Below are 26,030 nucleotides of genomic sequence, written 5' to 3' on the forward strand. Positions count from 1 at the left end.
ACCGTTTGCGGCAACGTGCCAGGCTCAGGCGCACCAGGCGCCATTCGAGCCGGGTTTGCGGGCCAAGCCCTCGTTGATCATCTGCACGCCGATCGACCGGCCGTCGCGCGACACGACATGCGGCGCGCCGGCCTTGCCCGGCTGCCCGGCCGGGTTCATCGAGAAGGATCCGGAGTTCAGGATGTTCAGGAGCCGCAGCTTGGCAGAGAAGCCCAGGCGCTTCTCGTTGTCACAACGGGCCGTCTCAATTCCAGGGCTCACGACGTCGGCAATGGCGATCTTCTCGCCCTTGTACCAGAACGTGCCTCCATCAGCGACGCAGTTGATGTGCTCTCCCTGCCCGCAATAACCGAACGCGGCCTTGCCGGTCTGCGCCTGCGCCTGCGCGGGCGAGATGGAGGCCGGGATCGCTTTTTCCGGGACGGCAGGTGCTTTGGCCGGAATGGGCACGGTGGCAGGCGGCATCATGCGCGCCGCCGCGGTGATCGAGGCGGTCTGCTTTGGGCTGGAATCGCGTGCAGGTTCGCTCCGCGCGACCGAGGCCGGCCGGGAAACGATGGAGGCCGGCGCATGCGCGGCCAGCATCGGCCTCACGCTCTTCCAGTTGTCGTAAATCGCAATGCCACCAACGGCGATGACGCCGATGATTGTCCAGGGAAGAGCGCTTCCGCCTCCCCTTCTCTTCGATCGTGCCGATGATTTGCGGCGGCGTGTCGCAGTTTTTGCCATCTATCCGATTCCCGTGAACACACGGATTATCGCCGGGCAATCCTTTCCGAAAGGTTGGCAGTTGCTTCATTTTCGTATGGAAGACGAGGGGCAGCGGATGTGCTGACATTTTCTCTGAGTTGGGGTCGCTCCATCCGGGCCCAGCAGGTGGCTTTCCGGCGCAAGCTTGCACTCCGCTACCGGTTGTTTGCGACAATGGCCGCGATTTGCTGCTGGTCGTAGAGCAAGCGGGCGGAACCGCCATTCCAACGATCCCGCTCGCCGGGTGACGATCCATCATGCTCCGGAGCGCCCGACGAAAACCGCGGGCAAAAAGGCATTAGAGCTACACCGGGGACGCCGTGTCCGGCCGCAAGCGCGTCGGCGGATCCCAACGAGAGCCCAGCGAATTCATGATCTCGATTCTTTCCAGATCGATCTGAATATCAGCGGCCGCGCGAAGCGCTTACCATTCGATCTCGTGCTTCATGCAAATGTCGTGCGGCAGCAAAGTTGTTTTCATCTTTTCTCACTGTTTGTCGCGAGTAAAAATGTCAGGGTTGCAATTGCCAATTACGTCAGCGGGTCGGCTTTGCGATCGTGGAATCGTCCTCCACAGCCGGCTTCGGCCCACCCTTCGAAAGATCGCCGCCGGTTACGTGTGCGGGAACGTGGACGTCATCGAAAACGCCGTGTGGCAGCGTCAGGTCGACCTGATGTGGAGGCAGCACTTGCGCCTTCTGCATTCGGTTGGGGCGCGCCCGCTTCATGCGGTCGGATTTCTCCGTGCGTTTGTCGGGAGTGTGGGTCGAGGGGTGCATCGTCGGCCTCCTTTTTCATTGCGCATAACACTGGTGAACTAGGGACTAACGACCGCAATGTCGGATGGTTCCAAAGAAAAATAAAGCGCATCGCGCCGATCTTGACTGGCGCGAGAAGTTCACTACCTTCGCCTTATCCCACGGCCTCGGACATCGGCCGATGGGTCAACCTGGTGCCGGGCCCCTCTGGCGAGAGTTTTTACGGCGCTCTCGTGATGTCGGTACCGCCTGCAGCTATAGCCGGCGGATTTTTCATCGATGAAAAAGCTCACCATGCCGCACGCGCATGCCTTTCGTGGTATGTCGCGTTCTTCAAGCACATGTTTTCTGTTCGACATCGGTCTCGGCTGCGAGGTGCGGCCATGAACAACAGTTCCCCGCAAAAATCAGCGCTCAGCTATTTCACCTGGGCCTTCATTTTCACCGGCCTCGGCCTGATCCTGGGGGCTGCCCTTGGCTGGCAAGCGACCGGCACCATCGGCGGCATGGCGACCGTCTTCTTCATCTGCACGGTGCTCGCCGTGCTGGAGATTTCGCTCTCATTCGACAATGCCATCGTCAACGCCAACAAGCTCAAGGAAATGACGCCGGTCTGGCAGCATCGCTTCCTCACCTGGGGCATCGTCATCGCCGTCTTCGGCATGCGTATTATCTTTCCGCTGGCAATCGTCGCGATCGCCGCCAAGATCGGTCCATGGGAAGCCCTGGTGCTCGCTGCGCGGGAGCCTGCGGAATACGCCCGCATCATGAACGACGCGCACCTGCCGATCGCCGCCTTCGGTGGCACCTTCCTGATGATGGTCGGCCTCAACTACTTCTTCAACCATGAGAAGGACGTCCACTGGATCGCCGGGCTTGAAAAGCTCATGGCCCGCTCGGCAACGATCAAGGGTATCGAGATCGCCTTCGTTCTGGCGCTGGTTCTCGTGTTCTCGTCGTTCCTCGGCGACGAAGAAGCCACGACCTTCGTGCATTGCGCCATCTATGGCCTTCTGACCTTCCTGGCGGTCGAGGTGATCGGCGGTCTGCTCGATGCCTCGCAGCAGACGATGAGCGCCGCCGCCAAGGGCGGTCTCGGTGCCTTCATCTATCTCGAAGTGCTGGATGCCAGCTTCTCCTTCGACGGCGTTATCGGCGCCTTCGCGCTGACACAGAATCTCTTCGTCATCGCCATCGGCCTCGGCATCGGCGCCATGTACGTGCGCTCGATGACGATCATGCTCGTCGAAAAGGGAACACTTGCCGAATACCGCTACCTCGAGCACGGCGCCTTCTACGCGATCCTGATCCTCTCTGTGATCATGTACGTCCAGACGATGTTCCATATTCCCGAGGTCGTCACCGGCCTTGGCGGCGCGGCCCTGATCGGCATCTCGCTGTGGTCCTCCATCCGCTACAATAGAAAGGAGCAGGCAGAGGAGCGCGCGCAGGCGCACAAGGAACTGCACGCCTGAATCCGCTAGGCCGCACCCGATGGTGCGGCTTCATCAGAACAAAGAATAAAGCCCGCGACCATCCGGTTGCGGGCTGTTTTGTATTTGGCGATCGCGGACCGCCAAACCACGCCGAAGCGCAGATAAGTTAGTGGTTGATTCTGCCGAACATGCTCGGGTCGATGCCGAGCTCGCGCAGGTCGCGGGCCTTCGGGCGACGGCCAGCTTCGATGCTGGCGCTCACGGCATTTGCGGCACCGATCACCGCAAAGGCGCGGCCAAGGAAACCATCGCGAACGGACTTACGAAAGGACATTTTTTTCTCGCTTTGCTTTATGATTGACAGCTTGGATGTGGCGAGGCGCAGGCCGCCCCACAAGCGACGGAAATTCAGCCCTGCTATGCAAGAACACGCGATCACGGGCTTCGCTGGCTTGAAGAAAGAGCTGCTCCTCAAACCAGGCAGGACCTGTCGCCCCTGTCACCAGACGAAAAGGCCGGCGATGTTTCCATCGCCGGCCGCAATTGAGGGGTTCGGGCAGTCTTTTTCTTTTAATCCTCGTTTGCCGCAAGCTGCGACAGAACTTCGCCGCGTCCGCGCAACCGCAGGATCAGCGGGATGATGAAGGCTGCCGCGGCAACGATCAGCAATCCGGCGGCAATCGGCGACATCACCAACGTCGTCACATCGCCCTGGCTGATGGCGAGCGCGCGGCGCAGCTGCTGCTCGGCCAGCGGGCCAAGGATCAGGCCGACGACAGCAGGCGCAATCGGATAGCCGAAGAGCCGCATGATGTAGCCGAGGACGCCAAAGGCGAGCAGCATGCCGAGCTCGAACACCGATGGGTTGGCGCCGATCGTGCCGAGCGTTGCAAACAGCAGGATGCCGGCATAGAGCCATGGCTTCGGGATCGTCAGCAGGCGAACCCAGAGACCGATCAGCGGCAGATTGAGCACCAGCAGCATCGCATTGGCGATCAGAAGGCTGGCAATCAGGCCCCAGACGATTTGCGGGTTGTTCGCAAACAGCAGCGGACCCGGCTGCAAACCGTATTGCTGGAAGCCGGCGAGCATGATCGCCGCCGTCGCCGTGGTCGGCAGGCCGAGCGTCAGCAGCGGCACCAGCGTTCCGGCCGCCGACGCATTGTTCGCAGCCTCGGGACCGGCAACGCCTTCGATAGCTCCCTTGCCGAACTCTTCTGGGTTCTTCGAGAGGCGCTTTTCCGTAGCATAGGAGAGGAACGTACCGATCTCGGCACCGCCGGCCGGCATCGCGCCGATCGGGAAGCCGATCAGCGTGCCGCGCAGCCAGGCCTTCCACGAGCGTCCCCAATCCTGCGCCGTCATCCACAGCGAGCCCCTGACAGCCTCGACCTTCTCCTCACCACGATTGCCCTGGGCAGCGATATAAAGCGTCTCGCCGATCGCAAACATCGCGACCGCAAGCGTCGTCACCTCGACGCCGTCGAGCAGATCGGGAACGCCAAACGTAAGACGCGCCTGTCCTGTCTGTTGGTCGATGCCGACCATGGCAAGCGCAAAGCCGATGAAGAGCGACGTCAGGCCCCGCAGAGCCGAATCCCCGAAAGCCGAGGAGACGGTGACGAAGGCAAGAACCATGAGGGCAAAATATTCGCGCGGTCCGAAAATCAGCGCAAGCTTGACGATGTAGGGAGCGATGAAAGCAAGGCCGAGCGTTGCGATCAGTCCCGCGACGAACGAGCCGATCGCGGCTGTCGCGAGCGCCGGCCCACCGCGTCCCGCCCGCGCCATCTTGTTGCCCTCGAGCGCGGTGACGATCGAGGCGCTTTCTCCAGGTGTATTGAGAAGGATGGACGTCGTCGACCCACCATACATGCCGCCGTAGTAGATGCCCGCGAACATGATCAGCGAACCGGCCGGATCGAGCTTGTAGGTGACAGGAAGAAGGAGCGCGACGGTCAGCGCCGGGCCGATGCCCGGTAGCACGCCAACCGCAGTGCCGAGCGTAACGCCGACGAACGCATAGAGCAGGTTCATCGGCTGCATGGCGACCAGGATGCCCTGGAAGAGGAATTCGAAGGTGCTCATCGCATCCAATCCTAGAAAAAGATTCGTTCGAACGGCCCGGCAGGCAGGGTCAGCTGCAAAAGCTTCGCGAAGATCACCCAGACGACGAAGCTGAAGGCGATGCCCGCAGGGATCGAGATCCAAAGTTTGCGACGTCCGAAGCCGGCCGCCGTGAACGCAAAGAGAATGCCGGTTGCGATCGAAAAGCCTGCTGTCTTGAGAAGCAGCATCTGCGCGGCAAGGCCGGCGACAATCCAGATGACGGGAGCGACTTCCTGATGCTCCCGCTCCGGAAACTCGTTGCGCCAGGCTTCGAAAATGGTCCAGATGCCGAGACCGATCAGCCCGAAGGCCACGACCTTGGGTGCGGTTGCCGGACCGATGCGGTCATACTGGGCGATGGCGCGCATGTGCCAAGCATCCCAAAGCATGACGGCGGCGACGACGAAAAGACAGATGGCGATGACCAGCGCCGCCCAGTCAGGGCGGCGCTTCGTTGCCAAGGGTTCGTTACCCCTGCTCATTGAACAAGTCCGATCTCTTTGAGGATGGTTTCGGTTGCCGAAACGTCCTTGTCGAGCTGTGCCTTGAAGGCATCGCCGGCGAGGTAGGTATCAGCCCAGCCCTTGGTCTTCAGGATTTCCTGCCAACCGGCGGACTTCGAAAGCTTGTCGAAATCGGCGGTGATCGCAGCCGTTTGCTCGGCCGAAAGACCAGGTGCTGCAGCAACCATGCGCCAGTTCTGGACAGCGACGTCAAGGCCCGACTCCTTCAGCGTCGGCGCGTCGACGCCCTCGATGCGCTTATCACTGGAAACAGCCAGAAGCCGGAGCTGCCCAGCCTTCACCTGCGATTCGAATTCTCCGTAGCCGGAAATGCCCGCGGTAACCTGCCCACCGAGAATAGCAGCCAGAGCTTCACCACCGCCGGAGAAGGCGACATAGTTGATCTTCGTCGGGTCGACGCCGGCTGCCTTGGCGATCAGACCGACTGCGATATGGTCGGTGCCGCCTGCCGAACCGCCGCCCCAGGAAACCGAGCCCGGATCCTGCTTCAGCTTGGCAACGAGATCGGCCATCGTTTTGATGTCGGACGCAGCCGGGACGACGATCGCCTCGTATTCGCCGGTGAGGCGGGCAATCGGCGTGACGTCCTTGAGGGTAACTGGGGACTTGTTGGTCAGAATCGCGCCGACCATGACGTAGCCGCCAACGATCAGTGCGTTCGGGTTGCCGTTGTTCTGGCCGGTGAACTGGGCAAGACCGATGGTGCCGCCGGCGCCAGGAACGTTCTGAACCTGAACGTTGCCTGAGATGCCTTCCTTCTGCATGACGGTCTGGAGCGAACGGGCGGTCTGATCCCAGCCGCCGCCGGGGGCGGCGGGGGCGATGATGGTGTAGTCGGCCGCATGGGCCGGCAACGCGATCGCAGCTGCGAAAATGGTTGCAAGGAAAGTATGCCTCACGAGTATGTCCTCCGTGGGCGCGGCTGAGAAACCGCGCGTTGTTCTCGATGGAATCGGGAAGGACACCGCAGACGGACTTCAAGGTCCGATATGGCCGGCAAGCTCCTCCCGAAACTTCACCTCTCCGCCTCCACGGAGCTGAAGTTCTGCAAAGCGGACCACAACAAGCTGTCATTTAGCTGACACCGGCCAAGTATCCACCCCATAGTGACACTTTTTTGCCGCAATTGGCTCTGGCCGGGCGATTCGGCGGCCTCGATGGAACTTGTCCGCCGCCCGGGCGTTAGTAAGGCCTAGGAGGATTGGGCCATGAGTTCTCACATCGATACCAAGCAAATCGAAAATGAGGGCTTACGACAGGTGTGGAGCGTTAGCGACTTCGCGCGCCGTCACCGGTTGGACAAGGAAGAGGAGAAGCGTCTTCTCGCGCTTTTCGGATCCTTCGCGACCAAGCAGGAATTGCTGGCCAACGCCCAGCGGCCCTGCCTGTTCCGGTAGCCCATTCCGCGAGGAACTCCCTATTGCGTGCGTAGCACTTCGTTCCAGTGCGCGATCAGTCGCGCGCGCTTCACCTGATCCAGATAGACCATCAATCCAGGACTGACGGGAACGGGCCGCAATTGTGCGCCCAAGAGTTCCTGCATCGTATTGGCGGTATTCTCCCCCGCAACCTCAGGACTGACGGCCGGTATCTGCAATTCCCGCGCCATGATCGTCTGCCCCTCCTTCGACATGAAGAAGGATAGGTAGCGACGTCCCAGCTCGGGCTCACCAGCCGCCTGCGGGACAAGGCCGATACGCGACATCACGACGGTATAGTCCTTTGGCAAAACGATCCCGACATTAGGGTGACGCTTCGCCCAATCAGCGGCGTAGGAGCCGAGAATGTTGTAACCTAGAACGAAACGACCGTCCGAGACGCGCTCAAGAATGGCCGAGCTCGTTGAATAGAGCTTGACGCCGGCCGCCCCCATGGCACCGATCACCGACCAGATATCCCCGAACTGCTCCTGGTCGCGTGCCATGAACAGGAAACCGACGCCGGAGCGCTCGATGTCATAGGTGCCGATCCGGCCGTGCACTGCGTCGCCCTTGCGCTTGAGGTAATCGACGAATTCGGCGCGCGAACTCGGCGGCGGCTCACTGGCGAAGCTCGGCTTGTGATAGACGAACACCGCCGGCTCGAAGGTCAGCGCGTAAGCGGTATTGCGCCAATTGGCCCATTTCGGCCAGCGTGCGCTCATCGGCAGGTTGCTCACCTGCGCATAGCCATCGTTGGAGAGCTTCACCTGCAGGTCCATTGCCGACGAGAAGGCGAAATCCGCCGTACGCTTGCCGGCATCCGTCTCGCGCACGATGCGGTCGTAGATTTCCCCCGTTAGCATGTCTTCGTACCTGACCGCCACATCAGGGTTCGCCTCTTGGAACCCATGGATCATCGGCTGCGCCAGAGGCTCGTCGAGCGATGAATAGACGACAAGCGTCGGAGCCTCCGCATTGCCGGAACGCGCGCGATAGAACACCTCGTCCGCAGCCGCCAAACCGGGACAGAGACACAGCAACAGGAAAAGAACGCTCCTCATTGCGCGACAATGCACCAGCGGCCACGATCCAGCAAGCCAGCACGTCAGCCCATTTCCGGCCGCGGCAGCTGGCGCCCCACCAAAACCGAAAAATCGCTATGACATCTTCGCACCCACCCTGTATCCTTTTCAAAAATAAAGGGAACATCCGTGCGCATTCTACTGGTGGAGGACAATATCGCGCTGGCCGACGGGCTTTCGGCCATCCTGCGCGGCACCGGCCATGCCGTCGACGTCGTGCATGACGGTGCCTCTGCTAACGCTGTCACGGCGGCCGAGAATTTCGATCTCGTCGTGCTCGACCTGAACCTGCCCGAGATGGACGGCCTGGAGGTGCTGCGCGCCATGCGCGCCCGGCAGAACCGGTCGGCCGTTCTCATCCTGACGGCGCGGGGCGCACCGGAAGAACGGGTCAAGGGCCTTGATCTCGGCGCCGACGATTACCTCATCAAGCCCTTCGACATCTCGGAATTCGAAGCCCGCGTTCGCGTCCTGCTGCGCCGCCAGGCCGGTCTGCATTCGGCGACCGTCAGCTTCGGCGGCCTCTCGCTCGATCTCAATTCGCGCGCCTTCTCCGCCGGCTCGACGCCGCTGGACATTCCCGCGCGCGAGCTTGGCCTTCTTGAAATCCTCTTCATGCGCGCAGGAAAGGTCGTTGCCAAGGAAGCGATCATCCAGTCGCTGACCGCCTTCGACGACGACATTTCGGCCAATGCGATCGAGCAATATGTCAGCCGCCTGAGGAAGCGCCTGTCGCCCTACGGCCTGACGGTAAAGACCGCACGCGGCATCGGCTACTACCTCGACAAACTGCCCGAGGCCCCATGACGACAGCTTATTCGCTGAGACGAAGGCTCTTGTTCTGGCTGCTGATCTCGACCGCCATCATCGGCATGGTCGCGCTGGCCGATACGTACCGCGAAGCCGTGCAGACCTCCAACATCGTATCGGATCGCGTGCTGGCCGGCTCGGCACTCGCCATCGCCGAACGCGTCGTCGTTGCGGAAGACGGCACGCTCGAGGTCGATATCCCCTATGTCGCGCTGGAGATGTTGACCTCGGCAGCACAGGACCGCGTCTTCTACCGCGTCGACGGGCCACCGGGGAAATTCATCACCGGCTATCAGGCGCTGCCCGTCCTTGCCGAAACCGTCGGCGACAACGCCGCCTTTGCCGATGATACCTTCCGCGGCGAACCGATCCGTGTCGCAACGCTCAAGCGTTCGGCCTCGACAGGCATCCGCTCCGTGCCCTTCGCCGTAACCGTCGCCGAGACCACGATTGCCCGTCGCCAGCTTGCCCGTGCCATCCTCTTCCGCTCGGCGCTCCGCCTCTCCTTGATGATTGCAGGCGCCGCCGTCATTGTCTGGATCTCGGTCACAGTTGCCCTGCGGCCGCTCTACAAGCTGCGCGACGCGATCGGCGAACGCAGCCCCGACGATCTCCACCCGATCGAACAATCGGTTCCAAGCGAGGTGCAGCCGCTGGTCGATACGGTCAACGGCTTCATGGTGCGCCTGGAATCGGCGCTCGATGCGCTTCGCAACTTCACCGGCAACGCCAGCCACCAGTTGCGTACCCCGCTTGCGATTATCCGCACGCAGCTCGCGCTATCGGCCCGTGCCGGCACATTGACCGAAGCACAAGGATCGGCCTTGAAGGGTGACCAGGCCGTTGCTCATGCCGAGCGAATCCTCGCGCAATTGCTGCTGATGGCAAAGATCGATGCCGCAACGGCCAAGGAGGCGCTGACTGCATCCTCGATCGATCTGACGGCCATCGCGCAGGAAATCACCGGGGAGCTCATCCCGGCCGCCGCCGAGGCTGGCATCGATCTCGGTTTCGAAGGTGACCGCCCTGCGCTCGTCCGTGCCGAGCCTTTGCTGATCGGCGAACTGCTACGCAACCTTGCTGGAAACGCCATCGCCTATGCAGGCAAGGGTGCAGAGGTGACCGTCCGGATATCCGAGACGGATGACACCGTCTGCCTCGACGTCGAGGACAATGGCCCCGGCATTCCGTCCGATAAGCTTGCCGCCGTCCGGCAGCGTTTTTCGCGTGGCAGCGATTCCGGCGCGCCGGGCGCCGGGCTCGGACTGCCGATCGTCGAGGAGATCGCTGGCCTCTTCAATGCGGCGCTGACGCTGGAGCCCGGCGCGAACGGCAAGGGCCTCAAAGCCTCAGTGACTTTTGCGAAGACTGCCTAAAGGCTCAGCCGGCTTGACCTTACCGCCTTGCATTCTTTCGCTGCATTGCACACACTACCATCAGGGAACAGCAAATGCCGTCAACGATACGGCAGCGGACAAGGCAATACATGTCGATCAAAGCCAGTATCTATCATCTGACGCATTACAAATACGACAAGCCGGTCCGCCTCGGGCCTCAGATCATCCGCCTCAAGCCCGCCTCGCATTCGAAGACGCGGGTCATCAGCCATGCGCTGAGGGTCTCGCCGTCCAATCATTTCGTCAACCTGCAGCAGGATCCCTACGGCAACTATCTCGCCCGTTACGTCTTTCCCGACCCGGTGACGGAATTCAAGATCGAGGTCGATCTCGTCGCCGACATGACGGTCTACAATCCCTTCGATTTCTTCATCGAGGAGAGCGCCGAGATGTGGCCCTTCTCCTATCCCGAAGACATCAAGGACGACCTGAAGATCTATATGGAGCCGCAGCCGGTGGAGCCGGCGCTGGCCGCTTATCTCGCCGGCATCGACCGCACACCGGTTCGCACCACGGATTTCATCGTCGGCCTCAATGCGCGGCTTAAGAACGACATCGAATACGTCATCCGCATGGAACCGGGTGTCCAGACCCCGGAGGAAACGCTGAAGCTGGCGCTCGGCTCCTGCCGCGATTCCAGCTGGCTGCTGGTCGAAATCCTGCGCAATCTCGGCCTCGCCGCCCGCTTCGTCTCGGGTTATCTCATCCAGCTGACGCCCGACCTGAAGGCGCTCGATGGCCCTTCGGGCACCGAAGTCGACTTCACCGACCTGCATGCCTGGTGCGAGGTCTACCTCCCCGGCGCCGGCTGGGTTGGCCTCGATCCGACTTCGGGTCTTCTGACCGGCGAAAGCCACATTCCGCTCGCCGCTACCCCGCACTATCGCAACGCCGCTCCGATCTCCGGCGCGCTGTACGGCGAGGCCAACACCGAGTTCGCCTTCGACATGAAGGTCGCGCGCGTTGCCGAGCATCCGCGTATCACCAAGCCCTTTTCCGACGACAGCTGGCACGAGCTTAACGAACTTGGCGCCAAGGTCGACCGCATCCTCGAAGCCGAGGACGTACGGCTGACGATGGGCGGCGAGCCAACCTTCGTCTCCATCGACGACTTCGAATCCGAGGAATGGAACACCGCCGCCGTCGGCCCGACCAAGCGCGAGAAGGCCGACATGTTGATCCGCAAGCTGCGCGAGCGCTTCGCCCCTGGCGGCTTCCTGCATTACGGCCAGGGCAAGTGGTACCCCGGGGAAAGCCTGCCGCGCTGGACCTTCTCGCTCTACTGGCGCAAGGACGGCAGGCCGATCTGGCAGAACCCGGATCTGATCGCCGGCGAAGGCAGGGACACCGGCGTCAAGGCCGAGGACGCCGCCAAGCTGTTGAACACCATTGCCCGGGAACTGGCGATCGAAACCGACATGGTGCTGTCCGCCTACGAAGATCCGGCCGAATGGATCATCAAGGAAGGCAGCCTACCCGAAAACGTCGATCCGTCCAATTCCAAGCTGAAGGATCCGGAAGAGCGCAGCCGCATCGCCCGCGTCTTCGAACGCGGCCTGACGGTACCGACCGGCTACATTCTGCCGGTGCAGGCCTGGAATGCCAGGGCTTCGGGCAGGCGCTGGGTCAGCGAGAAATGGAAGACCCGCCGCGGCAAGATCTTCCTCGTGCCCGGTGACAGCCCCGTCGGTTACCGCCTGCCGCTCGGCACCCTGCCCTATGTGCCGCCGGCCCGCTTTCCCTATATCCATCCCGCCGATCCCTCGATCCCGCGCCAGCCGCTGCCCGAAGTCTTCGTGCCCAGCGGCCGCGCCATGCCGGAAGCGTCCCGTCAGACCGATGACAGCAGCCAGAACCGCGTCGAGCAGACGATCGGCGAAATCGGCGGCGCGGTGCGCACCGCGATCTCGGTGGAACCGCGCGACGGCAGGCTCTGCGTGTTCATGCCGCCGGTCGAGCGCATCGAGGACTACCTCGAGCTGATTGCCGCCGCCGAAAATGCAGCGGCCGAACTCGGCCTGCCCGTCCACATCGAAGGCTATTCGCCACCGCAGGACGAGCGCATCAATGTCATCCGCGTCGCCCCCGATCCCGGTGTCATCGAGGTCAACATCCATCCCGCCTCCAACTGGCAGGATTGCGTCGACATCACCACGGCGATCTACGAGGAAGCCCGGCAAAGCCGCCTCGGCGCCGACAAGTTCATGATCGACGGCCGCCATACCGGCACCGGCGGCGGCAACCACGTGGTCGTCGGCGGCGCCAATCCCGGCGACAGCCCCTTCCTGCGCCGCCCCGACCTTCTGAAGAGCCTGGTGCTGCACTGGCAGCGCCACCCCTCGCTTTCCTACATGTTCTCTGGCATGTTCATCGGCCCGACCAGCCAGGCGCCACGCATCGACGAAGCCCGCCACGACAGCCTCTACGAGCTGGAAACGGCGCTTGCCCAGGTCCCCACGCCCGGGCGCGGCCCGACGCCGCTGCCGTGGATCACCGACCGGCTGTTCCGCAACACGCTGATCGACGTCACCGGCAACACCCACCGCGCCGAAATCTGCATCGACAAGCTGTTTTCCCCCGATGGCCCAACCGGCCGCCTCGGCCTCGTCGAATTCCGTGGCTTCGAAATGCCGCCGAATGCCCGCATGTCGCTTGCCCAGCAATTGCTGGTGCGCGCGCTCATCGCCCGCTTCTGGCAGAACCCCGCCGACGGCAGGTTTGTACGCTGGGGCACGACGCTGCACGACCGCTTCATGCTGCCGCACTTCGTCTGGACCGATTTCCTCGACGTGCTCGGCGATCTCAAGCAGAACGGCTTCGACGTCAGCCCGGAATGGTTCAAGGCGCAGCTCGAATTCCGCTTCCCCTTCTGCGGCGAGGTCGAATACGAGGGCTCGAAACTGGAGCTGCGCCAGGCGCTGGAACCGTGGAATGTGATGGGCGAGGAAGGTGCAATCGGCGGCACCGTGCGCTATGTCGACAGCTCCGTCGAGCGTCTTCAAGTGCGCCTGGAGACCAGCAATGCCTCCCGCTATACCGTTACCTGCAACGGCCGGACCGTGCCGCTGACGCCGACCGGCAGCGCGGGTGTCTCGGTCGCCGGCGTCCGCTTCAAGGCTTGGCAGCCGGCGTCGGGATTGCACCCGCTTTTGCCGGTCAACACACCGCTGACCTTCGACATTTATGATACATGGTCGAAGCGTTCGATCGGCGGCTGTATCTATCATGTTGCCCATCCGGGCGGGCGTAACTATGACACCTTCCCGGTCAATGGTAACGAAGCGGAAGCAAGGCGTCTGGCGCGATTCGAGCCGTGGGGGCATACGGCAGGTGAATTCATTCCGCGTGCCGAGACAGCTTCACCGGAATTCCCGCTCACGCTGGATCTTCGGCGACCGGTAGGATTCTAGACGTTAGGGCGAAATGGGCAAAAAACCGACGGCAGAACTGAGGGAAGAGCCACGCAGCCGCACCGGAAACGATGCGGTACTCGGTTATGCCCCTCTGCCTGGCGTCGCCGACGAAATGGTCGACACAAACGGCGCCATCCGGCCCGTCTGGCAGCGTTTCTTCGCGCATCTGAGCGGCATGCCCGAAAAGGATCTGACTGAGCGCTTCACCCGGGCCGACCGCTACCTGCGGGATGCCGGTGTCTTTTACCGCGCCTATGGCAGCACCGGCAGCGCCGAGCGCTCCTGGCCCCTCTCGCATGTGCCTGTCCTGATCGATGCGCGAGAATGGGAGGCAGTATCCGCCGGCCTCGTTCAGCGCGCCGACCTGCTTGAGGCGATCGTTGCCGACATCTACGGCCAGAATCGGCTCGTCGAGGACGGCGTCCTGCCGCCAGCACTCATCGCCGCCAATCCGGAGTACCAGCGTCCGCTCGTTGGCGTCACTCCCGCAGGCGGCCATTATCTGCATTTCTGCGCCTTCGAGATCGGCCGCGGTCCTGATGGCAACTGGTGGGTGCTGGCCGACCGCACCCAGGCGCCCTCAGGCGCCGGCTTTGCGCTGGAAAACCGCGTCGCGACGACCCGCGCCTTCTCCGACATCTACGCGGAAACGTCCGTCCACCGGCTGGCCTCCTTCTTCGGCGCGTTCCGCGATTCGCTGCAGGGCATGAAGCACAGCGGCGACGACCGTATCGCCGTCCTGACGCCCGGCCCCGCCAACGAAACCTACTACGAGCACGCCTATATCGCCCGCTATCTCGGCTTCATGCTGCTCGAAGGCGAAGACCTGACCGTCGTCAACGGCAAGGTCATGGTCCGCACCGTTTCGGGGCTCAAGCCGATCACCGTGCTCTGGCGCCGCCTTGATTCAGCCTATGCCGATCCGCTCGAACTGAACCAGAATTCGCATATCGGTACGCCCGGCCTCGTCGAGGCGCTGCGCGCCGAAAGCGTGACAATCGTCAACGCGCTCGGCAGCGGCATCATCGAAACACGTGCGCTCCTGGCCTTCATGCCGACGATCTGTCGCCGGCTGTTCGGTGAAGAACTGCAACTCCCGTCGATTGCGACCTGGTGGTGCGGTCAGAAGGATGAGCGCGAGCATGTGGCCGAGAACATCGAGAAAATGGTGATCGGCCCCGCCTATTCGCGCGCGCCCTTCTTCGACGACAGCGGCGAATCCGTGCTCGGCTCGAGCTTGCGCGCTACCGCCAAGGACTCGATCGGCGATTGGTTGAATTCCGACGGCGCAAAACTCGTCGGGCAGGAAGTCGTGACGCTGTCGACGACACCGGCCTGGATCGGCGGCAAGCTGACGCCGCGGCCGATGTCCTTGCGCGTCTTTGCCGCCCGCACGGCCAATGGCTGGCAGATCATGCCGGGCGGCTTTGCCCGCATCGGCGGCAGCGACGACGTTTCAGCCATCGCCATGCAATCGGGTGGTGCTGCGGCTGACGTGTGGATCGTTAGCGACAAGCCGGTGGAACGCCATACGCTGCTGCCGGCCGAAGGCAGCTTCACCCGCAACATGCCGGGCAGTTTGCCGAGCCGCGCCGCCGACAACCTGTTCTGGCTCGGCCGCTACATCGAACGCGCGGAAGGCGCGCTGCGCATCCTACGCGCCTGGCACGCCCGCTTTGCGGAAGCCGCCGATCCGAGCCAGCCGCTGCTGGCCGACGTGACTGCCTATCTGGCGGCCGTCGACATCGACACCGCAGACGCGGTGCCAAACTCACTGCTGCGCAACATCGACAGCGCCGTCTATTCCGCCAGTAATATCCGCGACCGCTTCTCGCCGGACGGCTGGCTGGCGCTCACCGATCTCGCCAAGACCGCGCGACGGTTCCACGAGACGATCTCGCCCGGCGACGACGCCAGCCATGCGATGACGATCCTGCTGCGCAAGCTCGCGGGCTTCGCCGGTCTGGTGCACGAAAACATGTATCGCTTCACCGGCTGGCGCTTCCTCTCGCTCGGCCGCCATATCGAGCGCGGCCTGCACATGACGCGCCTGCTCGGCCACATGTCGGGGCCGGACGCCCCGGACGGCGCGCTCGACATGCTGCTCGAGATCGGCGACAGCGTCATGACCCATCGCCGTCGCTACAACGTCAACACCGCCCGCCTGACGGTGACCGATCTTCTGGCGCTCGATCCGCTCAACCCGCGTTCGATCCTCTTCCAGATGAACGAGATCCACCGCGAGGTCGAACAACTGCCGAACGCACTGGTCAACGGCCAGATGTCGCCGTTTTACCGCGAAGCGATGCGCCTGCACTCCGGCCTTGCCGTCATGACGCCCGAGACGATGAGTGTCGATGTCTATCGTCGCCTCGAACGCGAGCTGGAACTGCTGTCCGACCTTCTTGCTCGCACATATCTCGGGTGACGCGCGTGCTATACGACCTCTCCCTGCACATGGGCTACATCTACGACACACCGGCTTCCGGCGCGCGCCACATCATGCGGCTGATGCCCTTGTCGCTGCCAAACCGTCAGCGGCTGGTCGCCGGCTCGATCAAGGTCTCGCCGACGCCGGACGAGCAGGCGCACTTCGTCGATTTCTTCGAGCACCCGGCAACCTCCTTCATGCTGCGCGCGCCGCACGAGAAGCTGGACATTCGGATGCAGGCCCGCGTCCAGGTGGAGAGCCATTCGATCTCGGTAGATTTTTCGCCGGTGCTTGCGAAGCTGCCGGATGAAGTCGCGGGCGTCTGGTCGCTGAAGCCCGATGCCCCGCACCACTTTCTCGGCAACAGCCCCCGCCTCTTGGAAACGCGCGCGATCTCGGAATATGCGAAGGCCTGCGCCGAACCGTCACTGACCGTGCTGCAGATCGCCACGGCACTTTGCGCCAAAATCCATCAGGATTTCACCTACGACGCCGAAGCGACGACCGTCGATACGACCCCGCTCGAGGCCTTCCAGTTGAAGAGCGGGGTCTGCCAGGACTTCGTCCATGTGATGATCCTTGCGCTCCGCAGCCTCGGCATCCCGGCTGGCTATGTCTCAGGCTTCCTACGCACCATTCCGCCGCCCGGCAAGGAGCGGCTGGAGGGCGCCGACGCCATGCACGCCTGGGTCAGGGTCTGGTGCGGCGAAACGATCGGTTGGATCGAGCTCGACCCGACGAACAACATCCCAGCCGGCACCGACCACATCGTCGTCGCCTATGGCCGCGACTACGCCGACGTCGCACCTGTCATCGGCGTCCTGAAGAGCTACGGCGGCCAACGCGCCGTCCAGGCAGTGGATGTGATCCCGCTGAGTTGATTGAGATCCGATAGGTGTATTGGCGCTGCACATCCCTCAGGGAAGGCTTTTTCACCGAGGCTGCGCACAAGAAAGTGACATTCCGTTAGAATCTTAACGACCTGATAAAGGTGAACTCAAGAATTGAGGCGCATGAGTTAAGCATTATCGGGGCACTAACTCAGGTGAACATGATGAGCACCTTTCAAGCGCTGAAGTCGAGCCTGTCTCGGCTGCGGAACGACCGGCATGGCAATTTTGGGATCATAAGCGCAGTTCTGCTGCCGGTCACAATAGGGGCGGGCGCGCTCGCCGTTGACATCACGAACGCTGCAATGGCGAAGCATCAGTTGCAGGAAGCCTCCGACGCGGCGGCGCTTGCCACCGCCTCCGCCCTTGCTGACGGAAAGATCGACACAACGACCGCCTCGGCCTTCGCGAAGGATTTCGTTGCCGGGCAGATGGCAAACTTTATTGGCGACACGACCGCACTGAGGAATGCCACCACTGCCACGGCGACCAAGACGACCTCCAGCGGTGGCGCAAGCTACAGCGTGAGTGTCTCATCTTCCTACAGCATGGATCTGAGCGGCCTGGCACAGGTCATCGGCTTCAAGACCACCAATATCGGCGCGGCAAGCGAAACGGCGAGCGGTTACTCCGAAAAGCAGGGTTCCGTCTCGATCTTTCTCGCACTCGATAAATCGGGGTCGATGGGCGAGCTCACGACGACCACCTACAGCTATACCTGCGGCAGGAACAACAATAAGACCTGCACAGGCTATTACACTAAAATTGAAGCATTGAAGCTTGCGGTAGGCAATCTGACGGCAGAACTGGACAAGGCGGACCCGACCCACATCTACTCCCGCACGGGTGCCGTCGCCTATGACATCAAAACCTATGCGGAAACCGCGCTCGCCTGGGGAACCAGTGGTGTAACCACCTACGTCAACGCACTGGTCGCGGCCAACGGCACGAATTCCAGCGGGGCTATGAACAAGGCCTACACGTCTTTGACCGCCCTGAACAACGCCGGAAATGACAACGAAACCGCGCTGCACCAGGCCAAGACTCAGCAGACGCCCAAGAAATATATCGTCTTCATGACGGACGGGGACAACAACAACGATCCATCGGGTGGCCGTTCGTATGACACCCTGACCAAGGACACGTGCAATACCGCCAAGAGCAAGGGTATCGAAATCTACACGGTCGCCTTCATGGCGCCTGAGAATGGCCAGGCGCTGCTGAAGTATTGCGCGACAGACGACAATCACTACTTCAAGGCAGAAAGCATGTCCGATCTTCTCTCCGCCTTCAAGGAGATCGGCGCAAAGACCTCCAATCAGACGACACGCTTGATCAACTGATATCTTCGCGCAGTTTCCCAACAAATAAGCCGCTCCGGAACCAACCGGAGCGGCTTTTCGTTTCAAAACCCGCGTATCAAAATCGGAAAACCGATTGAAATCAAGCTCTTTCCGCAGAGGAGCGTCGAGCCTCGTCAATTTTCTCGTTTGGGTAATTCCCTTGTTGCAAGAGCGTTGTAACGATGCATAAACTGCGTCTTTAGTGCGCGGTAAACCGATTGAAATTGACATAACGCACTGAAATCAAACAGAATTGGCGAGGACTGACGATGAACACCGTTTCGAAGCCGACCATCCCTTCCCCCGCCCCCCGCAGTTCCAAGCCTGAAATTCTCGCCGAAGAAATCATCGAGCGCCTGACCTACCGCATCGGCAAGGATGCGAAGGTCGCCAAGCCTCATGACTGGCTGACTGCCACCATCCTCGTCGTGCGTGACCGCATCATCGACAAGTGGATGGAATCGACCCGCAAGGTCTATGCGACCGGCGACAAGCGTGTTTACTACCTCTCGCTCGAATTCCTCATCGGTCGCCTGATGCGCGATGCGATCTCGAACCTCGGCCTCATGGAACAGGTTCGCGACGCGCTCGCCTCGCTCGGTGTCGATGTTTCCGTCATTGCGGGCCTCGAGCCAGATGCAGCCCTCGGTAACGGCGGCCTCGGCCGTCTCGCCGCCTGTTTCATGGAAAGCATGGCGACCGTCGAGGTGCCTGCCTATGGCTACGGCATCCGCTACGTACACGGCCTCTTCCGCCAGCAGCTTGCCGACGGCTGGCAGGTTGAACTGCCGGAGAGCTGGCTGGCGCACGGCAATCCCTGGGAGTTCGAGCGTCGCGAAAGCGCTTACGAAATCGGCTTCGGCGGCACGGTGGATGTCGTCAGCAACCCCGAGGGCGAGCCGCGCTATGTGTGGAAACCGGCCGAGCGCGTCATTGCCGCGGCCTTCGACACGCCTGTCGTTGGCTGGCGCGGCAAGCGCGTCAACACGCTGCGCCTCTGGTCTGCCCAGCCGATCGACCCGATCCTGCTCGATGCCTTCAACGCCGGGGATCACATCGGCGCGCTGCGCGAAAGCAACAAGGCAGAAAGCCTGACTCGCGTTCTCTATCCGGCCGATGCGACGCCGGCCGGTCAGGAGCTGCGCCTGCGCCAGGAGTTCTTCTTCTCCTCCGCATCGCTGCAGGACATTCTGCGCCGTCACCTGCAGCAGTATGACGACTTCACGTCGCTGCCCGACAAGGTTGCGATCCAGCTCAACGATACACATCCGGCCGTTTCCGTCGCCGAACTGATGCGCCTGTTGTGCGATGTTCACGGCCTCGACTTCGACCAGGCCTGGGACATCACCCGCGGCACGATCGGCTATACCAACCACACGCTTCTTCCCGAAGCGCTGGAAAGCTGGCCGATTCCGCTCTTCGAGCGCCTTTTGCCCCGCCACATGCAGATTATCTACGCGATCAACGCCAAGGTGCTGCTCGAGGCGCGCAAGACCAAGACCTTCTCCGAGACGGAGATCCGCTCGATTTCCCTGATCGAGGAAAGCGGCGAGCGGCGCGTGCGCATGGGCAATCTCGCCTTCGTCGGCGCCCATTCGATCAACGGCGTTTCGGCGCTGCACACCGACCTGATGAAGGTCACGGTCTTCGCCGACCTGCACAAGCTCTATCCCGACCGCATCAACAACAAGACGAACGGCATTACGCCGCGCCGCTGGTTGCAGCAATGCAATCCCGGCCTGACCTCGCTGATCCGCGAGGCGATCGGCGCCGACTTCCTTGATGATGCCGAAAAGCTGAAACCGCTCGACAAGTTCGCGAACGATGCAAGCTTCCAGGAAAAGTTTGCGGCGGTTAAGCGTGCCAACAAAGTGGCCTTGTCCAATCTTGTCGCCAGCCGCATGGGCATCAAGCTCGATCCGTCGGCGATGTTCGATATTCAGATCAAGCGCATCCACGAATACAAGCGCCAACTGCTCAACATCATCGAGGCCGTCGCGCTCTACGATCAGATTCGCTCGCACCCCGAGCTGGACTGGGTGCCGCGCGTCAAACTCTTCGCCGGCAAGGCGGCGCCGAGCTATCATAACGCCAAGCTGATCATCAAACTGATCAACGACGTCGCCCGCACGATCAACAACGACCCGGCCGTCCGCGGGCTGCTGAAGGTCGTGTTCGTGCCGAACTACAACGTCTCTCTGGCCGAGGTCATGGTGCCCGCCGCCGACCTGTCCGAGCAGATCTCGACGGCCGGCATGGAAGCATCCGGCACCGGCAACATGAAGTTCGCCCTCAACGGCGCGCTGACCATCGGAACGCTCGACGGCGCCAATGTCGAGATGCGCGATCACGTCGGCGAGGACAACATCATCATCTTCGGTCTGCGTGCCGACGAAGTCGCCGCCGCCCGTGCCGACGGCCACAATCCCCGCGCCATCATCGAGGCGTCGCGTGAGCTGTCTCAGGCATTGTCGGCGATCAGTTCGGGCGTCTTCTCGCATGACGACCGAAACCGATACGCGGCGCTGATCGAGGGCATTTATGCGCATGACTGGTTCATGGTTGCTGCCGATTTCGATGCCTATGCCCAGGCCCAGCGCGACGTCGACCAACTCTGGACCGATCCATCTGCATGGAATTCGAAGGCAATCTGTAACACGGCGCGGATGGGCTGGTTCTCGTCCGACCGAACGATACGCCAATATGCCAAGGAAATCTGGAGAGCCGGATGAAAACGCCGAAAGCCACCCCTGAAGTCAGACTTCCCTGGGAGATTTCGGCAGACGAGATAGCGGCAATCCTCGCAGGGTCGCATTCCAACCCGTTCGCCGTTCTCGGCGTTCACAAATCGGGCGATGCCTATGTCGCCCGCTGCTTCATTCCGGGTGCCGAAGAGGTGACGGCGATGGCGCTCGATGGCAGCGTCATCGGGGAACTGAGTCGGCAGCATCCGGACGGCTTTTTCGCCGGACAGGTTTCGGTGACGAAGCTGCAGCCGGTGCGTTACCGCGCGCGGCGCGGGGACGCCGAGTGGGCTGTGACCGACCCCTACAGCTTCGGACCGGTCCTTGGACCGATGGATGATTATTACGTGCGGGAGGGCTCCCACCTGCGCCTCTTCGACAAGATGGGCGCGCACTGGATCAAGCACGAGGGCGCACAGGGCATTCATTTCGCGGTCTGGGCGCCGAATGCCCAGCGTGTCTCCGTCGTCGGTGATTTCAACGGCTGGGACGGCCGCCGCCATGTAATGCGTTTCCGCTCCGGCGCCGGTATCTGGGAGATCTTCGCCCCTGATGTTCCGACGGACGTCGCCTACAAATTCGAGATCCGCGGCCGCGACGGCGTTCTTCTGCCGCTGAAGGCCGATCCTTTTGCCCGTCGCAGCGAGTTGCGCCCGAAGACGGCCTCGGTCGCGGCGTCCGAACTGCTGCAGGAATGGGACGACGAAGCGCATCTGAAGCACTGGAGCGAGACCGACAAGCGTCGTCAGCCGATTTCAATCTACGAGGTTCATGCCGGCTCCTGGCAGCGGCGTGATGACGGCACGTTTCTCTCCTGGGACGAGTTGGCATCCCGGCTGATCCCCTACTGCGTCGACATGGGCTTCACTCACATCGAGTTTCTGCCGATCACCGAGCACCCCTATGACCCGTCCTGGGGATACCAGACGACCGGGCTCTATGCCCCGACCGCCCGCTTCGGCGAGCCTGAGGGTTTCGCGCGCTTCGTCAACGGCTGCCACAAGGTCGGCATTGGCGTCATCCTCGATTGGGTGCCCGCCCATTTCCCGACCGACGAACACGGCCTCGGCTGGTTCGACGGCACGGCGCTCTACGAGCACGAAGACCCGCGCAAGGGCTTCCATCCCGATTGGAACACCGCGATCTACAATTTCGGCCGCACCGAAGTCATCTCCTACCTCGTCAACAATGCACTCTACTGGGCCGAGAAGTTCCATCTCGACGGCCTGCGCGTCGATGCCGTCGCCTCGATGCTCTACCTCGACTATTCCCGCAAGCACGGCGAATGGATCCCGAATGAGTACGGCGGCAACGAGAATCTGGAGGCCGTCCGCTTCCTGCAAAACATGAACACCCGCATCTACGCCGAGCATCCCGGCGTTATGACCATCGCCGAGGAGTCGACGTCCTGGCCGAAAGTGTCGCAGCCGGTGCACGAAGGCGGCCTCGGTTTCGGCTTCAAGTGGAACATGGGCTTCATGCACGACACGCTCTCCTACATGAGCCGCGAGCCGATCCACCGCAAGCACCATCACAACGAACTGACCTTCGGCCTGCTCTACGCCTATTCGGAAAACTTCGTGCTGCCGCTCTCCCATGACGAGGTGGTGCACGGAAAGGGCTCGCTGATCGCCAAGATGCCGGGCGACGACTGGCAGAAGTTCGCCAATCTGCGGGCTTACTACGCCTTCATGTGGGGCTACCCAGGCAAGAAGCTGCTCTTCATGGGTCAGGAATTCGCGCAATGGGCCGAGTGGAGCGAGGCGAAGTCGCTCGACTGGAACCTGCTGCAGTACCGCATGCACGAGGGCATGCGCCGGCTGGTGCGCGACCTCAACCTTACCTATCGCAGCAAGCCGGCGCTGCATGCCCGCGATTGCGAGGGCGATGGCTTCGAGTGGCTGATCGCCGACGACCACGAGAACTCCGTCTTCGCCTGGATCCGCAAGGCACCGGGCGAAAAGCCGGTCGCCGTCATCTGCAACCTGACGCCGGTTTACCGCGAGAACTATACAGTCCGCCTGCCGATCGAGGGACGGTGGCGCGAGATTTTGAATACCGATGCCGACATCTACGGCGGCAGCGGCAAGGGCAATGGCGGCCGCGTTCAGGCCGTCAACGCCGGCGGCAACATCGCCGCGTCGATCACCTTGCCGCCGCTGGCGACGATCATGCTTGAACCTGAGAACTGAAGACTGGTGGGAGGATAAAAATGGTAGAAAAACGTGTTCAGCCACTTGCCCGCGACGCAATGGCCTATGTTCTTGCCGGCGGTCGGGGAAGCCGCCTGAAGGAACTCACCGATCGTCGCGCCAAGCCGGCCGTCTATTTCGGCGGCAAGACGCGCATTATCGATTTCGCCTTGTCGAACGCCCTGAACTCGGGCATCCGCCGCATCGGCGTCGCCACCCAGTACAAGGCGCACTCGCTGATCCGCCATATGCAGCGCGGCTGGAACTTCTTCCGCCCCGAGCGAAACGAAAGCTTCGACATCCTGCCGGCCTCCCAGCGCGTCTCCGAGACGCAATGGTATGAAGGCACGGCCGACGCGGTCTACCAGAACATCGATATCATCGAGCCCTACGGCCCGGAATACATGGTCATCCTCGCTGGCGACCACGTCTACAAGATGGACTACGAGTGGATGCTACAGCAGCACGTCGATTCCGGCGCCGATGTCACCATCGGCTGCCTGGAAGTGCCGCGCATGGAAGCCGTCGGCTTCGGCGTTATGCATGTTGACCAGAACGACAGGATTATCGACTTCATCGAAAAGCCTGCCGACCCGCCGGGTATTCCCGACAAACCGGAATTCGCGCTGGCCTCGATGGGCATCTACGTGTTCCACACGAAGTTCCTGATCGATGCGCTGCGCCGCGATGCGGCCGACCCGAACTCCAGCAAGGATTTCGGCAAGGACATCATCCCCTACATCGTCAAGAACGGTAAGGCCGTGGCCCATCGCTTCGCGCAATCCTGCGTCCGCTCCGATTTCGAGCATGAGCCCTATTGGCGCGACGTTGGGACGATCGATGCCTATTGGCAGGCCAACATCGACCTCACCGCGATCGTTCCAGAACTGGATATCTACGACAAGTCCTGGCCGATCTGGACCTACGCCGAAATCTCGCCGCCGGCAAAATTCGTCCATGACGACGAGGACCGCCGTGGTTCGGCGACCTCGTCCGTCGTGGCCGGCGACTGCATCATTTCGGGCGCAACGCTGAACAAGAGCCTCCTCTTCACCGGCGTTCGAGCCAACTCCTATTCCAAGCTCGAAGGTGCGGTGGTTCTCCCGAGCGTCAAGATCGGCCGGCACGCCCAGCTCCGGAATGTCGTGATCGACCACGGCGTCGTCATCCCGGAAGGCCTCATCGTCGGCGAGGACCCGGTTCTTGACGCCAAGCGCTTCCGGCGAACCGAAAGCGGAATTTGCCTCATCACGCAGCCAATGATCGACAAGCTGGGTCTGTGATCAATGAAAGTTCTTTCGGTTTCGTCCGAGGTCTTCCCACTTATCAAGACAGGGGGCCTCGCCGACGTGGCGGGCGCCCTGCCGATCGCCCTCAAGCGTTTCGGCGTCGAAACCAAGACCCTCATGCCGGGCTATCCTGCCGTCATGAAGGCGATCCGCAATCCCGTCGCCCGGCTTCAGTTCGATGATCTGCTCGGCGAGCCTGCGACGGTCCTGGAAGTGGAGCACGAGGGGATCGATATCCTCGTGCTCGATGCGCCCGCCTATTACGACCGCGCCGGCGGTCCCTATCTCGATGCGACCGGCAGGGACTACCCCGACAACTGGCGCCGCTTCGCAGCGCTTTCCCTTGCCGGCGCCGAGATTGCTGCGGGATTGATGCCGGGCTGGCGACCCGACCTCGTGCATACGCATGATTGGCAGTCGGCGATGACCTCAGTCTACATGCGCTACAACCCGACGCCGGAATTGCCGAGCGTGTTGACAATCCACAACATCGCCTTCCAGGGACAGTTCGGCGCCGATGTCTTCCCCGGCCTCCGCCTGCCGCCGCATGCCTTCGCAACGGAAAGCATCGAATACTACGGCAATATCGGATTCCTAAAGGGTGGCCTGCAGACCGCCCACGCCATCACCACCGTCAGCCCTTCCTATGCCGGCGAGATCCTGACCCCCGAGTTCGGCATGGGCCTCCAGGGTGTCATCGCAAACCGAATCGATTCGCTCCACGGCATCGTCAATGGCATCGATACCGACGTCTGGAACCCGTCGACCGATCCTGTCGTCCACACGCATTACAACGGCACCACACTGAAAAGCCGCGTCGAAAACCGCACCTCGGTCGCGGAGTTCTTCGGACTGCACAACGACAATGCACCGATCTTCTGCATTATCAGCCGCCTCACCTGGCAAAAGGGCATGGACGTCATCGCCGCCACAGCCGATCAGATCGTCGACATGGGTGGAAAGCTCGCCATTCTGGGTTCTGGAGACGCGGCGCTGGAAGGTTCGCTGCTCGCCGCCGCAGCCCGCCACCCCGGACGGATCGGCGTTTCCATCGGCTACAACGAGCCGATGTCGCATCTCATGCAGGCTGGCTGCGACGCCATCATCATTCCTTCGCGCTTCGAGCCCTGCGGCCTGACGCAGCTTTACGGCCTGCGCTATGGCTGCGTGCCGATCGTCGCCCGCACCGGCGGGTTGAACGATACCGTCATCGATGCCAACCATGCCGCTCTTGCGGCGAAAGTGGCAACCGGGATACAATTCTCGCCTGTGACGGCATCGGGCCTGTTGCAGGCCATCCGCCGCGCGCTACATCTCTACGCCGATCAAAAAGTCTGGACCCAATTGCAAAAGCAGGGCATGAAATCGGATGTCTCGTGGGAAAAGAGCGCCGAGCGCTATGCTGCCCTCTATTCAAGCCTCGCCCCCAAAGGCAAGTGAG

19 protein-coding genes are annotated in these 26,030 nt (G+C 62.0%); 12 read left to right on the forward strand and 7 right to left on the reverse strand.

Annotated elements, in window-relative coordinates:
• Positions 1–24: 24 nt before the first annotated feature.
• Together K9B32_RS15545 and K9B32_RS15550 are read right to left on the reverse strand one after the other, a co-directional pair.
• Positions 25–729, reverse strand: coding sequence for a hypothetical protein (locus tag K9B32_RS15545; RefSeq protein WP_224563549.1), 705 nt, complete (start codon positions 727–729; stop codon positions 25–27).
• A gap of 557 nt (positions 730–1,286) precedes the next feature.
• A complete protein-coding gene (locus K9B32_RS15550) occupies positions 1,287–1,529 on the reverse strand; it encodes a hypothetical protein (RefSeq protein WP_224563551.1) in 243 nt (80 codons plus the stop codon).
• A 362-nt stretch (positions 1,530–1,891) separates the two neighbouring features.
• Here K9B32_RS15550 and K9B32_RS15555 point away from each other — a divergent pair, with 362 nt between their 5' ends.
• Positions 1,892–2,983: a DUF475 domain-containing protein gene (locus tag K9B32_RS15555; protein ID WP_224563553.1), complete on the forward strand. Its 1,092-nt coding sequence runs from the start codon at positions 1,892–1,894 to the stop codon at positions 2,981–2,983.
• 127 nt (positions 2,984–3,110) lie between these two features.
• Here the strand turns inward: K9B32_RS15555 and K9B32_RS15560 are convergent, their stop codons facing one another.
• From K9B32_RS15560 to K9B32_RS15575, 4 genes are all read right to left on the reverse strand, one after another.
• Positions 3,111–3,278 (reverse strand): hypothetical protein, encoded by a 168-nt coding sequence (locus K9B32_RS15560; protein WP_007797771.1) that lies wholly within the window; start codon positions 3,276–3,278, stop codon positions 3,111–3,113.
• 236 nt (positions 3,279–3,514) lie between these two features.
• Positions 3,515–5,032, reverse strand: a complete 1,518-nt coding sequence (locus K9B32_RS15565; protein ID WP_224563555.1) for a tripartite tricarboxylate transporter permease — start codon at positions 5,030–5,032, stop codon at positions 3,515–3,517.
• Positions 5,033–5,043: 11 nt separating this feature from the next.
• On the reverse strand, positions 5,044–5,535 hold the full coding sequence (locus K9B32_RS15570) for a tripartite tricarboxylate transporter TctB family protein (RefSeq protein ID WP_224563557.1): 492 nt from the start codon (positions 5,533–5,535) through the stop codon (positions 5,044–5,046).
• Positions 5,532–6,476 carry a Bug family tripartite tricarboxylate transporter substrate binding protein gene (locus K9B32_RS15575; RefSeq protein WP_224563559.1) on the reverse strand — a complete coding sequence of 315 codons (945 nt, stop codon included), beginning with the start codon at positions 6,474–6,476 and terminating at the stop codon, positions 5,532–5,534. Before K9B32_RS15575 ends, K9B32_RS15570 begins: the two co-directional genes overlap by 4 nt.
• A 309-nt stretch (positions 6,477–6,785) precedes the next feature.
• Between K9B32_RS15575 and K9B32_RS15580 the strand changes: the two genes are divergently transcribed.
• Positions 6,786–6,974: a hypothetical protein gene (locus K9B32_RS15580; protein ID WP_224563561.1), complete on the forward strand. Its 189-nt coding sequence runs from the start codon at positions 6,786–6,788 to the stop codon at positions 6,972–6,974.
• A gap of 20 nt (positions 6,975–6,994) precedes the next feature.
• Here K9B32_RS15580 and K9B32_RS15585 read toward each other — a convergent pair whose 3' ends face one another.
• A complete protein-coding gene (locus K9B32_RS15585) occupies positions 6,995–8,059 on the reverse strand; it encodes an ABC transporter substrate-binding protein (RefSeq protein ID WP_224563563.1) in 1,065 nt (354 codons plus the stop codon).
• 150 nt (positions 8,060–8,209) lie between these two features.
• On the opposite strand from K9B32_RS15585, the gene K9B32_RS15590 reads away from it, so the two are divergent.
• The 10 genes from K9B32_RS15590 (at position 8,210) to glgA (ending at position 26,029) form a co-directional block, all read left to right on the forward strand.
• Positions 8,210–8,887, forward strand: coding sequence for a response regulator transcription factor (locus K9B32_RS15590; protein ID WP_007797751.1), 678 nt, complete (start codon positions 8,210–8,212; stop codon positions 8,885–8,887).
• Positions 8,884–10,266 carry a sensor histidine kinase gene (locus K9B32_RS15595; RefSeq protein ID WP_224563566.1) on the forward strand — a complete coding sequence of 461 codons (1,383 nt, stop codon included), beginning with the start codon at positions 8,884–8,886 and terminating at the stop codon, positions 10,264–10,266. Before K9B32_RS15590 ends, K9B32_RS15595 begins: the two co-directional genes overlap by 4 nt.
• A gap of 110 nt (positions 10,267–10,376) precedes the next feature.
• A complete protein-coding gene (locus tag K9B32_RS15600; RefSeq protein ID WP_224563569.1) occupies positions 10,377–13,697 on the forward strand; it encodes a DUF2126 domain-containing protein in 3,321 nt (1,106 codons plus the stop codon).
• A gap of 13 nt (positions 13,698–13,710) precedes the next feature.
• Positions 13,711–16,128 carry a circularly permuted type 2 ATP-grasp protein gene (locus K9B32_RS15605; RefSeq protein ID WP_224563571.1) on the forward strand — a complete coding sequence of 806 codons (2,418 nt, stop codon included), beginning with the start codon at positions 13,711–13,713 and terminating at the stop codon, positions 16,126–16,128.
• On the forward strand, positions 16,125–17,012 hold the full coding sequence (locus K9B32_RS15610; RefSeq protein ID WP_224563573.1) for a transglutaminase domain-containing protein: 888 nt from the start codon (positions 16,125–16,127) through the stop codon (positions 17,010–17,012). The genes K9B32_RS15605 and K9B32_RS15610 overlap by 4 nt, the downstream gene beginning before the upstream one ends.
• A 173-nt stretch (positions 17,013–17,185) precedes the next feature.
• A complete protein-coding gene (locus K9B32_RS15615; protein ID WP_224563575.1) occupies positions 17,186–18,364 on the forward strand; it encodes a vWA domain-containing protein in 1,179 nt (392 codons plus the stop codon).
• Positions 18,365–18,633: 269 nt separating this feature from the next.
• Entirely contained in the window at positions 18,634–21,096 is a 2,463-nt protein-coding gene (locus K9B32_RS15620; RefSeq protein ID WP_224563577.1) for a glycogen/starch/alpha-glucan phosphorylase, read from the forward strand.
• Complete coding sequence (gene glgB / locus K9B32_RS15625) at positions 21,093–23,300, forward strand: 1,4-alpha-glucan branching protein GlgB (RefSeq protein ID WP_224563579.1); 2,208 nt, start codon at positions 21,093–21,095, stop codon at positions 23,298–23,300. The genes K9B32_RS15620 and glgB overlap by 4 nt, the downstream gene beginning before the upstream one ends.
• A gap of 20 nt (positions 23,301–23,320) precedes the next feature.
• Complete coding sequence (gene glgC, locus K9B32_RS15630) at positions 23,321–24,583, forward strand: glucose-1-phosphate adenylyltransferase (protein WP_224563581.1); 1,263 nt, start codon at positions 23,321–23,323, stop codon at positions 24,581–24,583.
• 3 nt (positions 24,584–24,586) lie between these two features.
• On the forward strand, positions 24,587–26,029 hold the full coding sequence (gene glgA / locus K9B32_RS15635) for a glycogen synthase GlgA (RefSeq protein WP_224563583.1): 1,443 nt from the start codon (positions 24,587–24,589) through the stop codon (positions 26,027–26,029).
• The last annotated feature ends 1 nt before the right edge of the window (position 26,030 follow it).

Origin of the sequence: Rhizobium sp. 3T7 (assembly GCF_020166565.1) — a bacterium.
Taxonomy (GTDB): domain Bacteria; phylum Pseudomonadota; class Alphaproteobacteria; order Rhizobiales; family Rhizobiaceae; genus Rhizobium.